The sequence below is a fragment of the Bradyrhizobium sp. USDA 4454 genome (assembly GCF_054822705.1).
In genome coordinates this window covers 4,164,486-4,179,637 of the sequence record NZ_JBTRCN010000001.1, presented here as the reverse complement: position 1 = coordinate 4,179,637, position 15,152 = coordinate 4,164,486, and the positions used below count along the sequence as shown (strand labels likewise).

Genomic DNA, 15,152 nt, shown 5'->3' with positions numbered 1-15,152 from the left:
CCCTGCGTTGGAGAGCAAATGGGCGAGATAATCAGGTTCATCTCGAAGTCTGAACTGGAACGGGCGCGTCTGATCCGCGAGGCCCGCGCCAACTACGAGCGCATCTTTCCGTCGGCCGATGCGGCCGATGCGCCGGGCGCTGCCGTCGAGGGCGACGGCGGCGAGGCGTCGTCGAAGCCGTAGCCGTTATTGCCAAGGATTTGTTGCGGACAAGGCGGACACAAGGCAGGGGCCGCGATGTGGAAACGGATCTGGCGGGTCTGGACCGTCGACAAGCCGGCAGCGCTGGGCGGCTGGCTCTGGCAGATCCTGGTCGTCGAGCTCGCCGCCGTGCTCGACCGGCTGACGCTGCGCAAGCTGATCGCGCTGATCCCAGTCGTCATCCTGATCGGCGCCTATTGGCACCGGATTCCGCTGCCGCCCGAGTTGATGCTGGTGGGCGATCTGCTGGCCTATATCGACATCTTCTCGATGATCTTCCTGGTCGGCCTGTTCACGCGCGTCGCGACCGTCATGGCCGTCGTCAGGCAGGCCATCGATGTCGTCGGCAGCGTGCTGCGGCGGGTGCACCGGTTCGGCATTCGTCACCGCCGCGCCAAGGGCGGCCTGCGCCGCAGGCGGCTGACGCGGGCGGAGACCGACGACGATGACGCTGCCGTCATTGCAGGCCTGGCCTGGCTTAATCCGGGGCGGCCGGATTGTGCCGATGCGAGCTGGAGAGATCTGTCGGAGCCGGCCGGGATCGATGAAACGCGAGACCCATCTGGAAACTCCAGACGCCGAATACCAATGCGCCGGCCGCACAGGCGGCCACGAAGGCCCAATCGCGTTTCTTCATCTGCTTCAACAAGGCCACCCCTGTGCCGCATCGACCGCCGTCTGCTCCGACGACATGACTGCCGGGCAAGACTCACGCATTCTGGACGCGCTTGTCGATTCGCACCGCGCGCATCGGCAGCGGTCACGCAGCGGTGATGATCACATCATGCATCCAGCAACAATGCGAATGAATCGGCCGGTGTCCGCAACAATCTTGCCAAACTTTCACTGGGTCGCCGGAGCACTCAGTTCGAAGATGCAGAACCAACCGGACGAATCGCGATGACCGAACTTGAAGAGCTTCGCTATTTCGAGCACCAGTGCCTGGAGATGGCGGAGCAGTCCACATTGCCGGATGCCCGGCGCGCGCTCGAGGTCCTGGCGCAAAACTACGCCGCTGCCGCCGAAATTCTCGAGCAGCGCGCGCAATCCGCCAACACCGCGCTCACGCAACTGCTTCGCTGCCTGGGGCTCTAAGGGCAGTTACGGGCAAAATCCGAGCATGCGAACCTGATGGAAACCTGCTCCGGTTCCCGGCCGTCGGCGCGGTCTGCGACGAGCGGAATCCAGGGAATAAGGGATCGCAAGCCGGCTCCAATGGTCTTCCTCCGCCGGTCCGTGACGATGGCGTGGAACGCGCCACGATGTTGAACAGGCGTTCAGGAAAGTTCCGAACTTGTTCCTGCAACATGCGCGGACGCCGATCGTTGTCACGCCGTACTGGAAGGAGGATGTCATGACGAAGCTGACTTACGCACTTGCCGCCGTTGCGGCACTGTCGATCGCGGCACCGACCATCGCCAGCGCGCAGGGCGTGGGCGTCTATATCGGCGGCGACCGCGGCTACTACGGCGATCGATATGATCGATATGAAGGTCGACGCGTTTATCGGGACTACGATCGCGGCTGGCACCACGGCTGGTACAACCACCACCGCGACTACGATCGCGGCGTCGTGATCCGTGGACATGACTGGGACGACTAGCAAGTCCAGCATATCTGCCTCACGCGGAGGCCCCGCTTCGGCGGGGCCTTTCCGTGTCGGCGAGCGCCATGAGCGCCACGCGCGAACAACGTTTCCTTAACCCGACTCACGCAACCTCGTCCCGGGCCGTCTGGATGGGCCACTAGCAGAAGGCCGCCACGGGACGTTACGTGGCGGCCTTTTGCGTCTCACAGTGTTGAGGGAGACGACCGATGGACTACGGCGCCTTCACCGACGCCAGCCTGAAGATGATGTACGAAGCCATCCGCGGCGCGCTGAAAGCCGACGATGAATTCGAGGCCAACGGCGAAGACCCGAAATTCCGTGTCCGTTCGACGCCGGAGTGGAAACGGCACGCCGGCAGTCTCGAGGCCGAGATGCTCAAGCGCGGGCTCCCGCTCGAGATCATCGACTGGACGGGCGGTCAGGGCGAGTTGCCGCTGACGGTAGACCCGTGAGCGTGCGGCGCTAACGTTTAGGCTATCCTTTGGGAATGGGCTTCCCGCCCGCGGGCCCTATTGGCTTGGGACCGGCCAAGGGCGGCGGGCTGATGGATGGAAACGGGATCTGATCCGTTTCGTTGGTTGATTTTTCCGGTCGCTTCCCCGGGCGAACCTCATCGTCCAATGACGGACAAATCTTCTCCCAGCCTGGACCATAGGCCGTGCCCAGAAAATCGATCCGATCGGTCTCGAAGGTTTGCACAATCCGTTGCCTGCTGCAGGCGGAGACGATTGCGGTTTTGGCTTCTTTGCCGAGGGGGCCTGTCAGCGAATAGCGCAGCGTGACCGGTGCGCCGCAGCGGTTGACGACAGTCCACGTCTGCAACGTGCCGTCCTTCGTTCTGATGGGGCCTGTGAGGCAGGTTTGTGCATTGGCCGTTGCCGCGAGGAGGCAAGGCGCGAGCCAAACTGCGACAGCCCTGGCAAGTTTCATGTGCGAGCTCCCAGCATCGCATTTTGCACGCGGAAGGAGGGATGGCCACCCGCTCGCCTCGCTCACGCTCAACAGGTATGCTGCAGCCACCCGTGGGGAGCTTTGAGGAGTGTATCCGTGCGCGTCATACGAGATGGATTGCTATCGCTGCTGGCCTTGGGCGCGTTGACTTTGGAAGGTCACGCGCAAGCCCCGATCGCAGCATTGGAGTGCGATTTTCCAGCCGCCTCCACTGATGACTGGAACATGGCCGCCTCGACCCTGCAATACTACGTCGATCCAGCGGGAGGCTGGAAAGCGAGCCAGGATTCGTTTTCCTTCGACGGCCCGACAACGATCACGATCGGTGGAAACGATCTCGTAGCTTCGCTGTCGATCACGATTTCCCGGCAGTCCGGCAAAGCGACCAAGACTCTGTCGTCGGGCGGGAAATCCCTGACCCTCAGCGGGGAATGCAGAAAAATGGCATCCGACGGACGAAAGTTCTAGGCGCGCCGACCTCGGCTTTTCAATTTTTGTGTTCAGCCTGATCACCAGTCGGCGGATAGCAACGCGTTCCGGCTAAGCGCTTGGTGGGCGGCCGCAAAAAATCCCCTCTCCCTGTTCACGCACGGAGAACCACGGAAACAATCCGTGTGCTCATGTTTGTGCGGATTGCTCGTGCTGTTGCCACGGCGATACAGAGAACCCCGCGTAACGATGCTAACCAACTGCATCTGAACCAAGATGGGGTTGCGTCGTGTCGGGATCTGATCATTGGAACGGTACGAATAGCGCTTACTCGTCTGCCGAAGCGCCGCGGCTGCGCGATGAGCAGCAGCAGTTCGACCGCTATCACAAGTTCGACGATGCCATCTCGCGATCGGCGCAGAGTGGCTCGAGAACCGTGATTTGGGATCGCTACAACCCGCCGGTTCGTTGACCGGCGGCTGGGCCATCCCATCGGGGACGGCATGCTGTTCTGACCGTCCCGAAAAAGTACGCCGCCGGGCCCGAAATGATTTGTCCCGGCGGCGCCCTGTCTCAATCTGGGGACTGCAATCCCAGCACAAAACGAGATCGCAAGTTCGGTGCCAGCCATCGAAGCTCCGGGCGTTACGAGGCGCCATCGCCTCCCGGATGGCATTTGATCCGCCTGCCGCGATAGCGCCACGGGCGCTGGCAAATCGAGACGAGCACCAGCATGCAGATCGCGGTGCGCCGGCCGACCGTTGAGCATCAGTGAATCAGTCGTTCCAGCCGTTCCTCGATCGTTCCCGGATAGCGATCAAACGACTGGTTCTCTAAGGTCCCGTAGCCAAAGATGGAATCGCAGCAGGTCTAAGCCCCCTCATCAGGCTGTCGCATTCTTGCCGCTTCCCGTTCCCTATGCCCAACTCTGTTCATGGACCTTAGGAGTTACACGGTGTCGTTTGTTTGCTTTATGTTCTCAGGGAACGGTACCCCAATATGGCTATATGTTTCCGGTGGGCACCTACTGCTGCCCCCTGAGGTCGTCAGTCAGCATCTGCTTGATGCGTTCGGCCTCTTCTCTCGTGAGCTTCTCGGCGAATGGTCCGTTTTTCTTTAGCTGCGCCGGCCCTTTCAGTTCTCGATCATAAACCATCCAGTCGTCGGTGCTTCCTTTGCGAACGAGGAACCGAGCCTGTTGAGGTGCTTTGGTGTTCAACGATGCCTCCTCAAATGTGGCCCACCGGTCTCAAAAACACACATCAAGTGACGCTTATTCCTGACCGGGGACATTGAAATTCCCAGCTGCAATCATTCAGCACGGTTCATGCCATTGGGTTGGGACAGAGGAGTGGCATCTGCGGAGTTCGCGTCCAATGAACGTGTTTTGGATTCATCGTTCGGCTTTGGGCTTGTTGTACTTCGGGCCGGGCGCGCCAGCGGCACCGCACAGGATGATTGCTGCCGCGGCCGCCATCGTCAGCGCCACCGCGACCACACCGATTGCCGTCGCCGCAGCGAAAATCGAGCGCGGCGACGCTACAGCCTGGCGCGCGTGCACCGCACCGGGACGAGGCCATCGGGATCGTTTGCTAAGCGCACAGGCGGGCCGCGGGCTGTGCAATGCCCGAATGGCCGATCGCTAGCGCGAACGGCACAGCCTTTGTGGCGATCTTGTTGCCGGTCATGCCGAGATGCCCGTGAGCGTCAGTGCCGGTGGTAAACGTCAAAAATTACGCCGCCGGGCCCGAAATGGTTTGTCCCGGCGGCGCCCTGTTCTTCCAGCCTCTGGGCCCTGAAATCCCCAGCATCGATAACCTAGCAACGCTTGTGTCAAAGCGGCTGTCACCTGGTTCACACAGTTTTGGAAGAAGAGCTGGCGCCAGGGCCAGCACGCCAGCTCCTCCCGAAACGGACCGCGACATTGTCGTCCCCAACGGTCCCGTCCCGTGAATAGCCTGCGCTGCTTGGGTTGCTGATCTACTAACGCGGCTCAGGAACAAGTCGCGACCGCGGGAATCGTCTATTGGCTCCCGAAATTATGCCTATCCCCCACGGCGATCGGGAGCTGGAATGGCGGCCCTGGCGCGCCGCCCGCGCCGGGGTCGTTTATTATCCGGCGGCGTCGCAGTTTCGCTACCGCAAAAAAATCGGTGCTTGGGGAGGGGGAACTTCAACCTAAGTTATTGAATTTGTTTGGTGAGCGCGGAGGGACTCGAACCCTCGACCCCATGATTAAAAGGCTGGCGACACGTCAGCAATAACAATCCGCATTCCGACATTTCCCCCGTTCGTTCCGGCATTGATCGGAAAGGACTATTTTGTGTTGTCGGAATGCAAAAATAAGGGAAGCCGCCGGCCACACCTGCGAAATGGTGGCCTGTCATGAGCCGCGCAAGCCCTCCGGCCGCCCCCGGCGCCCCCCTGGGGGCGGAGGTAGCCAAGCTCCCAAAACCCTCGCAAAAAGCCTTGGTAGCTCGGCGACGCGCGAAAGCTGAGATTGATCTGTTGCGCGTCGCGTGGGGGGCGGCGGGGCAGAGTGCACGTCGGCAGTTTTTGTCTGAGCTGCTGGCCCCGGTTTGCAAGAGAATTAAACAACGCACCGCCGCAACTCAAACAGACAGCGACGCGACTATAGATCGATTCCTCAAGAGGTGCGTGGTCGCCGCTATCGGCTGTCGCGTTCAGTCAGCGGCGTTGTACGCAGCCTACCGAGTGTTCACCATTGGCCATGGCGACGAGCCAGTCTCTCATAAGGCCCTGTCGCTGAGCCTCACGCGACTTGGCTATCGGCGGCACGTTTCGAACGTAGTTTGGATCCTCGGGGTTCGGCTCATCGACAGCGGTGGCGCGTCGTGAAAGGTCCGCTTTCATATCTTCTGGGAGGTTGCAACCTCCCATGGGAAGATAGCGGCGGGAGCTGCCGCAACCATTTAAGCTCCCACCATCCTCCCGACATTCCTCCCGTCGCTGTGTTGCTGAAATGGCACCGATGGTTTGCGAGAGTCTGTCGAGAGTTTGCAAAAACCCTCTCAAGCAAGATTTGTGAATGCCATCAGGATATTGGCCTGCGCTGCGCGAGGGTTCGAGGGTTTTCGCGCGCGCGTATGCAACTCGCGAGAGGCGGGGCGTGCATGCGGTCAGGTGATTTCCAAGGCTGTCTAACGAGCGAAGCCGGTTATGCGCGTGTGGGCAAAAACCCTCGTACCCTCGCGTCTTTCCCCTCATCCATCGGCCATCATTCATGAATTCACGATTCAAACCCTCTCCAAAACCCTCTCCAGACTCTCGCAAACCCTCGAAGAGGAATTTGGACCCGCTATTCGAAGCTGAGAGAGCGGTTCGAGATCGGTACCGTTTCCGACGGAAAAGCGGTTCGCGTTCGTTGCCGCGCCGCTCTTGCCTTGGAAAGACCCTTGCGAGCGGGTCCTTCTGAGGCCCCTGGCTGCATGCGGAGCGGCAGAGCGTTCGACCTGTCTAGTGAGGTGAATTTTTCAAAAGGCTCAAATTTCAAATTTGAAGACCGGTGAAAAACTCAGATGGAGAAGATTATTCCATGCGAACTGTCGTCACGAAGGGCGCATACGCCAAACGCAAATCTCGGTCGCCGCAAGCTGTGTCGGCATGGATCGCCGACGGCAAGATCAGCAAAGCAGCGATCATCGGCGAGGGCCACCGCGCGCGCATTTGGGTCGAGCAAGCTGACGCGGACCTAAAGGCCAATCTCAATCCGTCCCAGCAGTGGTCGCAGGCAGTGCCTGCGAACGATCCTGACGCGTGGCGGCGCCAATGAGTAAGTCGAGCCCTGCTGCTACGGATGATCTCGCTCTGCGCGAGGAGCTCGCCAGGCAGCAAGAGGCCAATGAATTCATGGCTCGCGAGATCGCCGCTCTTCGCGAAACAGTCCGCCAGATGCAGGCGAGCCGCGATAAGGACGTCCTGTCGCGAGCGAGCGAGCCGAACTACGCCGCGCCGAAGAGCGCCGCTGTCGGCACCACCCTTGATGCCGGCACCATCCGGAAATGGTGCGCGGACGGCGAGATCGACTGCAGAAGGCTTGGCGGCCGATGGTATGTCGACCTCAATGGCGAGCGCACGCGAACGCGCCTCGCGCTGTTCCGTCGCGTTTGATCGTGTTTCGTCGCTTTTCAGGGGCTGGCGAGAGTAGGGCCGACGCGCGTAGTTCTTGGGTCGAGGAGAGACTCGACCATGCAAATCCCGTTTTTGAAGACCGACAAGGCGAAGAAGGCGCAGCGCGATCTCGACGCCGCGCTCGGCCGGCAGCAGAAGATCAAGGCACGGCTCGAGGCCGCGGAACGGCAGCTCGCTGACGCCACGGCGCTTCCGATCAAGCTGGCCCGCGACGGGGCCGATGACCGTGAGCTCGATGCCGCCGAGGACCGCGTCCGTTCCGCAGACCAGCGCGTCGCGACGCTCCGTACCGCCTTGGTCGAGGAAACGGCAAACGCAGAAGCTGCCGAACAGCAGCTCGCCGAGCTTGCCGACCAGGCACTGCGGGCTCAGACCGCCGCCGCGATCGAGGGTTGGATCGCCGAAATCAGAGACCTGAACGAGCAGCTCGGGCCGGACGGTTTCCTGGCGAAGCTCGCGGCTATCGCGGACCAGGCGTCTGTGATTTGCCCCGATGCGAAGGGAGTGTCGATCTTCGCCGGAAGTGCCCGGGCCGAGCTGCTTCCCGCGATCGGTCTCATGATCGACCTTCTCGACAACCGCGTGCATGGCGTGCGTGCCGGCACCCTCCCGGCGGCGCTGCCCGCTCAGCCGGCCCCCTTCGTTCCCGCACCGAAGCCCATCACGGAACGCATCTGGTTGATCAAGCCGATCGCATGGTCGGAGGGCAGTCTTACCAGGATCGAGGATTCAAATCGGTATGTCGATCTGGCGCCGCACCTGGCCCAACGCGCGATCGATCGCGCTGCCGCTGTGCGGCTGGATGATCCACGCGCCGGCCAGCGCGTCGTCAGCTGGCGCCAATGGCACGGGTTCGGCCAGCCGAGCCTCGACAAGTGCGTCATGCTCGACGGTGAGACGCTGGCCGCGCTTCAGCGTGAGCAAGCCGCTCCCGCGGAAAGCAAGGTCATGCATTCCCGGACCGCGCCGCTATTCGAGGTCATCGATCGCGGGCCGGCGTACGTGCTCCAGACAAACCCCGGCAATCCCGGAGAAGCGGCATGACCGACACGCGCCGCGCGCCGCTCGGCGTCATCGAGCACCGCTTTGCCGACGTCAAGGCGAGCAGCTACGACGCCGAAGCCCGGACCGTCGAGGCCATTCTGTCCGTCGGCGCCGAGGTCAAGCGCGGCTACGGCGTCGAGCGGTTGGAGATCAGCCGGGCTGCGGTCGATCTCGGCAGGGTAACCGGTCCCGGCGTGCCGCTGATCGACAGCCACAACGTGCTCGGGATCGACAACGTCCTGGGGCGCCTCGCCAAGGCCTGGTTCCAGGGTGAGGCCCTGATGGGGTTGATCGAGTTCGACGACTCGGATGCCGGCCGCAAGGCGGAAGGCATGGTTTCGCGCGGCACCGTGCGCGGCATCTCGATCGGCTACTGGGTCGACCAGTGGGAAGTCACCGACGAGGATGGCAACATCATCGATCCGGAGCGCGAGCGGCTGGTGTGGGACGAGGATTACCTCTTCACCGCCAAGCGCTGGGAGCTCCTCGAGGTGTCGCTGGTCAGTGTGCCCGCGGATCCCGCGGCGTTCGTGCGTTCGGTTCGCATTGCAAACCCGGTCGTCGCCGCAATCAAGGCTCGGATGGAGGCACGCCAGCGGATCGCGACAGGGACATCGCAAGATTTGGCTGGTGACCGAGCCATCGCTGGCATCGCCGATTGGGCTCGCTTGGCCAATACGACCGGCGAGATAGCCCCCCGCGTATCGCGTCGTCGCTTCCCTCGAAAGCCGATTTGGCGGGGGATCTAAGACTTGAGCAGCAACATCATAACTACAGCACCCCGCCGGCGCGGCGGGACGCTGGGAGCCGAGCCCGCTGGATTCAGAGTCACCAGCGCGGCTCGGCTCAGCCTTCCGGACGCTGAAGGTGCGGAGCGGATTTCCATCCACGAGGCTGGCCACGCGATTGTTGCGCGCATTCTCGACAAGCCAGTTTCTTTGGCCACTGTGGTTGCGGATGCTGAACTCGGATACGGCGGTTGCGTCTGGAGTGGGGAAGGCGAGCTGACCCGAAGATCGTCGCTGCGCGAAGGTGAGAGCACCGTTTTCGAGATTGCTCGTGTTGTTGACCAGCACATGCCCCGCCATGGTGAGGCACGAGATGACGCAGATGCTTGGTTCTCGTGCGTGCTTCACCACGTGATCGAGGCTCTAGCCGGTGCAGCAGCTGAGAACGTGATCTTCGGTTCCTTCAACGAGCACGGCTGCAGCTCCGATTTCCTGAAGGCTGCTCGTTACGCGCAGACCATCTGCAGCTCGGATCGCTCGGCCTGGCAATTCCTCGAATTCGCGCGCACCGAGGCAGAAGAGATGCTGACCAGGTATCGCGGCGTGCTGGTCGCGCTGGCCCGCGCGTTGCGAGACCAGAAGGAAATGGACGGCGCCGCGATTGATCGCGTGATTTTCGAAACGCTAGCGCATGAGGATCTCGATCGTGAGCGCGAGCGGCGAGCGTATTGGATGAGCAGACGAATCGACCAAGCCGGATAGCTAGGCGCGCTATGACCAACGCCCCAACGACCCGCAAAACCCACGTCATCCGCATCCTGGGCACCAACAAGAACGGCGATGTGCTGTCGCATCTGTGGGCGGACCTCGAGCGCATCGACGTCGCCAAGGGCAAGACCCAGACGGCAAAGGGGTATCTCCAGGGCTATCAGCAGAAGTTTCGCTGGCAGGACGACCCGACGGCCGACGATTACAATCCGGATGGCAACCCCGCGCGGGAGACCGTCATCGTTAAGCTCTGCGATCCCAATTCCAACAATGTGAACGATCCCGTCGAATGGATCCCGATCCCGGTCATCGTCGGCTTCCACAGCAGGTTGACCGGCGGAGCGGACGCCGACATCACCTCAGACAATGTCGGCCACGTCGCGCGGTTCAAGAATTCGGTTGCGAACATTGCCAGGATCGTCGAAACGCGACGCATCTGTCACTACGACACCAACATCGATGCCGCCGCATCGGCCGCGTTCGAAGCCAATCCGACGCTGAGAGCCTATGTCGTTCCTGGCGATCAATACGTCCGCGACAACACGACGAAGGACGATTCCCAGCATGTCGAGCACGAGATCATCACCTATCTGAAGGGCAGCGGAAACGAAGCCGACATCTCCGTTCGCCGCAACCAGGTGAAGCTGCTCAACCAATACCTGATCGATGAGAGCGATCCTGCCACACTGGCGATTGTCGGCAGCCAGGGCATCAATCCGCCATACCGGCTCGATCCGTTCCAGAACATCGTCAATGTCCAGTTCAGGACGATATATCTGTTCGTTAGCATCGACGCGTCAAACAGTGCAGCTTCTTCCGGGCCTTATCCAGATGTGCCAAGTGTCGGTGCGCCTTCCATATCGATAGATGCTGTTCGCGGAAAAGGTGCGAAGTTGCTCGACGCCTATGAGCCGCCTGACTTCAATCACGTCATTGATGGCCCGCTCCAATGTATGACCTGGAACCCGGACTTTTTCACAGCTCAAGAAGCGTATGCCGAGGACCACTACGGCATAACTCCTTACAGTAATGGCGCATGCGACATGACCGGTGTGCCGCCTCTTGTGGACGCTACGCCAATTGATTTTGAACATCAGTTTCTTGTCGCCAGGCAATATCTGTTCGCGGTGCCGGCCGTCGACGGAGTCATTGCTCTCAACTTCAGTGGTCTCATTGCAGCGACCGACACCAGTGACGGTCCAAACCAGAAGACGACGAATGGAGTTGGAAATATCAATGTTCGCGTCTGGTCGACCGTTCGCGACAGGATCAAGAAGCTCGATCAATTGGTCGATATCCACAACGACGGCAAGGAACGGCCGACGCAAGACGACATGGTTATCTCAGGTTGCAACAGCGAAACCCAAGGTCGCTTCTTGATCAACGTCAAGCAAGACAAGGATAAGGCCCACGCACAGACCGACAATTGGGGCAACACATATCAGCCCTACAAGGTGACGCTCGATCCCGGTCCGGGTGCCGATCAGATTCCGGCTCAACCCCCGCCGCGGCTGCCGAAATAGAAGTCGAGCAAAGAGGACTGACGTTCGCATCGTTCGCATAGAGGAAATTGACAATGGCTGATCGGATCGTCCAACGCATTTCGCTCGAGGGGGCGGAAGATGTTCAGGCCAAGCTCAAGAAGACGGGTGAGGTCGGCGCGAAGGCACTTGCCGACACCAACAAGACGATCGGCGACCAGAACTCGGGGCTGGCGAAATATGGCGACGTCTTCGCCGGCCTGACCGGCAAGACCGAGGAGAGCCGCGAGCAGCTCGAGGGCATCAAGAAGGTCCTCGAGACCATCAAGCCCGCAGCGGAAAAGGCCGGGCTCGAGATCGGCGGCATCGGCGAATTCAGCAAGATCGGCCGCGGCGGCATCGTCGCGCTTGGGGCGGCGATCGGCACCACGCTTCTCACCGCGATCGAGAAAGTCGGCGACACCGCGCGATCGCAGGCCCAGCGCCTTGGCGTCTTTGCCGGCTCAGCGCAGAAAGGCGTCGAAGCATATAGGCAGCTCCAGAAAACCGGCCAGGAGCTGAAGGTGCCGACGGCCAGCCTGGCTGAGCCGTTCGAACAGATCGCGCGTGCGAACCAGCGGTTTGGAAATCAGCTCTCCGGCGGACAGGAGTTGAACGCGCTGAAGTCGCTGTTCACCGGCGCCGAGGCGGATCGTGTCGGCGAAGAGCAAGCCAATCCCGCGATCAAGACCTTCCTGGCGGGACTGCAGGACGGAGGCCGGCTCACACCCGAGCTGGCGAAGGGATTTTCGGACGTCTTGCCGACCCTGATGAAGCGGCTGCTGGAAGATCTGCAGAGCCGTCTCCCCGGCGCGAGCGTGTACAGTGCACCCGAGACCTTGAAGTCGCTCGGCAACATTCTCCCACAGCTTGAGGAAGACCAGAAGGCGACGCAAGCCACGTTCGGCACCAGCATCGGCCAGTCCCTTTCACACTTGAAATCGGAAGCCTCGAAGCTGGGCGATGCCCTGAACGGCTCACAGATTGTCTCAGCCACGCTCGATGGCGCCGCCAAGTTTCTGGGCGCGACAGCGGAAGGCATCAAGGCAATTAAGGAAGCCAGGCACGAGGCCGACTTCAAGGACGACCTCAAGCCGAATCCTGCGGCCGTAAGGGCAACTGGACGATATCGAAGCCCGGGCGACGCACCGCTCTCGCCAGACGAACTTGGTACGCCGGGGATCGTCGCCCAGCCGATCGATAAAATTCAGGGCGGGGAAGGCGATCAGGTCGCCGCTGCCGACAGCATGGACAAGACGGCGAAGTCCGCCGAGCAGCTCTCCGCAGCGCTGGATAAGACAACTGACAGCGCCGAGGGCGCCCAGCATGTCTTCGATCGAGACCGAGCGCTGCACCTTGAAAATGCGCTCGGTGCTGCGGCTGCAAAGTTCGCGACCGAACAAGCGCGCATAGACTCGAAATTCAAGCCGGAAGAAGTTGATCTTCAGGTCGATAGGGACCGGCTTGCGGTCGATACGGCGAGTATTGCAAAGCAAAGCGCCCAGATCGGCGTGCAGGAAGCCGCGAAGGGCAAGGACCTCGCCGATCTCGCGCCCGAGCAGGCGGAGAGTGCGTCGCGCAACGCGGAGAGCCGCTACACCAAAGCGTTGTCCAATTTGCGCCGGCTGCAAGGCTACGACACTAGCTTCTTGGACCGCCGCAATGTCCTGCAGGACGCCAGCGACGAGCTTGCGGACGCCGACACCGCCCGCAAGGTGGCGAACGTCAACCGCAGGTATGCCTATTTGGAGCCGCAAAAGGCCGAACTGGCGCAAAGGAAGGCACAGACCGAGCTGACATCTGCGGATTATCTAGCGCGGGACTCTTCCCTGAAGCTTGCGAAGGATGAGCAGCAGAGGCCGCTGTCGACCGACGTTGCCGGCCTGCGCTACCAGCAGGCTCAGCTGGACGAACAGAAGAAGCTCGGCACGCTGGGCGTTGAGGAAGTCAAGCTCCTGGACGAAATTCTATCGACCCTGCACAAGCAGAGCGAGGACCAGGCGAAGAAATCGGAAGGGCGAGGGTCCGAGGAGCGGTCCAGTGGCGGAAGTCGCCAGCTCGGCGAGGCCGGCGCGGGAGGGACCGCAGGGACAACGAGCGCGGCTCCCAGCGGTCGCGACCTCCTCGGCGCTGGCGGCGTCGTCAACATCCCGCCCGGCGCAACCCAGGATGAAATCAACCGGGCGCTTGCAAAGCAGCGCGGCGCCAGCCAGCAGCCGACGACCGAACAGCCGAACCTCGCACCGAAGGAAGCATTCCGGGCCGATCAGGATCAGGCGATCGAAGATCTGAAGGCCGACTGGAAATCGCAGCGTGAGCTCAATGCGCAGCTGCACAACGGCGGAGCGCAGAACGCTCCTGTGGCGCGGACGCGGTCCGGCGTGTCGCAGAACTATCCGCCTCCTGTCCGCGGACATTATGACGACAACTACAATTTCGTGCCGGACGTACCTACGGATTCTGGCCTCGGTCGCGGCTCGGTTGCCGGCCCCGGCGGCAGCGGCGGCTCGATCCCGGCAACGAACGACTATGAGTTCGCGGGCCGTCGCAACCCTGCGGGACCGTATCAGGAAGGCATTTCCACGCCGTTGACGTTCCCGCAATACAACAGGGATCAGCAGCAGAACCTGCCGTCGATCTATCCCAATGGCGTGCCGTTGCCGCAGCCGCGGCCGCCCGAAGCAGATCAAGGCCAGCAGTCGTCGCTGCCCGACGCGGCGAAGCTTAACGGCCTCAGCTCGGCTTTCGACAGTTTCGTGCAGGCCGTGGTGCAATCACTCAACAGCGGGAAGTCGCAGGTCGCATCGGCCGGCGACCAGCAGCAGGCGCAGGCCCCGGCCGCGTCGGCAGCCGGCGAGGCAGGGCAGGGCCTCGATCAGACGACCGGCCAGGTCAAAGACAGCCTGCAAAACCTTGCATCGGCCATCGACAGCGCAGCCGACAAAATCCATGCCGGCGGTGCGGAGGCTGGGACTGAGACGGTCCATGCGGCGGGCGGCGGCGAAATTCACGGGCCCGGAACGACGACGTCGGATTCGGTGCCGGCGATGCTGTCCAGGAAAGAATTCGTGGTCAAGGCGGCGTCCGCGCAGAAGCATCTCGGCTTGCTGCACGCGATCAACGATGGAAGGGACATCCTGCATTTCGCGATCGGCGGACCTGTGGGCGGCGTGATGGGCGACATTGGCATGCCGTCGCTCAAAGGAGTTGGGTTTGTTGCGCCATCGTCACCCAAGAGCGGAGATCACGAGCATCACGGCAGCCTCGATCTGAGAACTGACAATGGCACTCATCGGGTCTTTGCACCCGGTCAGGTGCTAAGAGCGCTGCGGCGTGATGCGCAGGAAAGTTCGGTTGCCCGAACTGGCCGAATGCCATTCTGGTACAAGTAGACGGGGATGATCATCGATGTTTGGCATTGACGATCGCGGTGAATTCCTGAAGGCATGGCAACTACTCGGGGAGCGTCTTTTCCTTCTCAAGGCGATCTATCTCGTCGATGCGCGCGGGTTCACCTCGTATTTGGTCGCAGAACGGGAGCGCAGCGGGTCGCGAGAGAAGGAGGTAAAGATCCTCGAGGAGATTTTGCAGATTGCCGAGACCGTGCATTCCGCGGTCGAGCTCCTCCAGAGCGCAGAAAGCCGCTTTCGCGAATGTGCCAGCGCCGCCGACCTGCTGCAGGCTGAGCAGTGGAACGCTATGGCGTCAGCGTTGCAGGCGGCGACGCCGGCCGGGAGTGCGTGATCCTCT

General features: G+C 61.7%; 17 protein-coding genes. 15 read left to right on the top strand and 2 right to left on the bottom strand.

Annotated features, from left to right (window positions below; genetic code table 11):
* Positions 1 to 18 precede the first annotated feature (18 nt).
* The 5 genes from ACVIW0_RS19585 (at position 19) to ACVIW0_RS19565 (ending at position 2,262) form a co-directional block, all read left to right on the top strand.
* On the top strand, positions 19 to 183 hold the full coding sequence (locus ACVIW0_RS19585) for a hypothetical protein (protein ID WP_461353803.1): 165 nt from the start codon (positions 19 to 21) through the stop codon (positions 181 to 183).
* 54 nt (positions 184 to 237) lie between these two features.
* A complete protein-coding gene (locus tag ACVIW0_RS19580; protein ID WP_461353802.1) occupies positions 238 to 975 on the top strand; it encodes a hypothetical protein in 738 nt (245 codons plus the stop codon).
* A gap of 126 nt (positions 976 to 1,101) precedes the next feature.
* The gene (locus ACVIW0_RS19575) at positions 1,102 to 1,296 is read left to right on the top strand and encodes a hypothetical protein (RefSeq protein ID WP_461353801.1); all 195 of its coding nucleotides are present in this window, start codon (positions 1,102 to 1,104) and stop codon (positions 1,294 to 1,296) included.
* Positions 1,297 to 1,555: 259 nt separating this feature from the next.
* Positions 1,556 to 1,804, top strand: a complete 249-nt coding sequence (locus ACVIW0_RS19570) for a hypothetical protein (protein ID WP_461353800.1) — start codon at positions 1,556 to 1,558, stop codon at positions 1,802 to 1,804.
* 212 nt (positions 1,805 to 2,016) lie between these two features.
* A complete protein-coding gene (locus ACVIW0_RS19565; RefSeq protein WP_456754865.1) occupies positions 2,017 to 2,262 on the top strand; it encodes a hypothetical protein in 246 nt (81 codons plus the stop codon).
* Between the two features lie 22 nt (positions 2,263 to 2,284).
* Here ACVIW0_RS19565 and ACVIW0_RS19560 read toward each other — a convergent pair whose 3' ends face one another.
* Positions 2,285 to 2,740, bottom strand: a complete 456-nt coding sequence (locus ACVIW0_RS19560) for a hypothetical protein (protein ID WP_461353799.1) — start codon at positions 2,738 to 2,740, stop codon at positions 2,285 to 2,287.
* Between the two features lie 117 nt (positions 2,741 to 2,857).
* Between ACVIW0_RS19560 and ACVIW0_RS19555 the strand changes: the two genes are divergently transcribed.
* Positions 2,858 to 3,229, top strand: coding sequence for a hypothetical protein (locus ACVIW0_RS19555; RefSeq protein WP_461353798.1), 372 nt, complete (start codon positions 2,858 to 2,860; stop codon positions 3,227 to 3,229).
* Positions 3,230 to 4,214: 985 nt separating this feature from the next.
* Here the strand turns inward: ACVIW0_RS19555 and ACVIW0_RS19550 are convergent.
* Positions 4,215 to 4,409 carry a hypothetical protein gene (locus ACVIW0_RS19550; RefSeq protein ID WP_461353797.1) on the bottom strand — a complete coding sequence of 65 codons (195 nt, stop codon included), beginning with the start codon at positions 4,407 to 4,409 and terminating at the stop codon, positions 4,215 to 4,217.
* Positions 4,410 to 4,566: 157 nt separating this feature from the next.
* Here ACVIW0_RS19550 and ACVIW0_RS19545 point away from each other — a divergent pair, with 157 nt between their 5' ends.
* The 9 genes from ACVIW0_RS19545 to ACVIW0_RS19505 all read left to right on the top strand — a co-directional run bounded on the left by ACVIW0_RS19545 (position 4,567) and on the right by ACVIW0_RS19505 (position 15,146).
* Positions 4,567 to 4,836 carry a hypothetical protein gene (locus ACVIW0_RS19545; protein ID WP_461353796.1) on the top strand — a complete coding sequence of 90 codons (270 nt, stop codon included), beginning with the start codon at positions 4,567 to 4,569 and terminating at the stop codon, positions 4,834 to 4,836.
* 1,910 nt (positions 4,837 to 6,746) lie between these two features.
* On the top strand, positions 6,747 to 6,983 hold the full coding sequence (locus ACVIW0_RS19540; RefSeq protein WP_461353795.1) for a hypothetical protein: 237 nt from the start codon (positions 6,747 to 6,749) through the stop codon (positions 6,981 to 6,983).
* The gene (locus tag ACVIW0_RS19535; protein WP_461353794.1) at positions 6,980 to 7,321 is read left to right on the top strand and encodes a hypothetical protein; all 342 of its coding nucleotides are present in this window, start codon (positions 6,980 to 6,982) and stop codon (positions 7,319 to 7,321) included. The genes ACVIW0_RS19540 and ACVIW0_RS19535 overlap by 4 nt, the downstream gene beginning before the upstream one ends.
* A 78-nt stretch (positions 7,322 to 7,399) precedes the next feature.
* Positions 7,400 to 8,386: a hypothetical protein gene (locus ACVIW0_RS19530; RefSeq protein ID WP_461353793.1), complete on the top strand. Its 987-nt coding sequence runs from the start codon at positions 7,400 to 7,402 to the stop codon at positions 8,384 to 8,386.
* A complete protein-coding gene (locus tag ACVIW0_RS19525; RefSeq protein ID WP_461353792.1) occupies positions 8,383 to 9,135 on the top strand; it encodes an HK97 family phage prohead protease in 753 nt (250 codons plus the stop codon). The genes ACVIW0_RS19530 and ACVIW0_RS19525 overlap by 4 nt, the downstream gene beginning before the upstream one ends.
* Positions 9,136 to 9,138: 3 nt before the next feature.
* Positions 9,139 to 9,876, top strand: coding sequence for a hypothetical protein (locus ACVIW0_RS19520; protein ID WP_461353791.1), 738 nt, complete (start codon positions 9,139 to 9,141; stop codon positions 9,874 to 9,876).
* A gap of 11 nt (positions 9,877 to 9,887) precedes the next feature.
* The gene (locus tag ACVIW0_RS19515) at positions 9,888 to 11,405 is read left to right on the top strand and encodes a hypothetical protein (RefSeq protein ID WP_461353790.1); all 1,518 of its coding nucleotides are present in this window, start codon (positions 9,888 to 9,890) and stop codon (positions 11,403 to 11,405) included.
* 53 nt (positions 11,406 to 11,458) lie between these two features.
* The gene (locus ACVIW0_RS19510) at positions 11,459 to 14,794 is read left to right on the top strand and encodes a hypothetical protein (RefSeq protein WP_461353789.1); all 3,336 of its coding nucleotides are present in this window, start codon (positions 11,459 to 11,461) and stop codon (positions 14,792 to 14,794) included.
* A 16-nt stretch (positions 14,795 to 14,810) separates the two neighbouring features.
* The gene (locus ACVIW0_RS19505) at positions 14,811 to 15,146 is read left to right on the top strand and encodes a hypothetical protein (protein ID WP_461353788.1); all 336 of its coding nucleotides are present in this window, start codon (positions 14,811 to 14,813) and stop codon (positions 15,144 to 15,146) included.
* Positions 15,147 to 15,152: the final 6 nt, after the last annotated feature.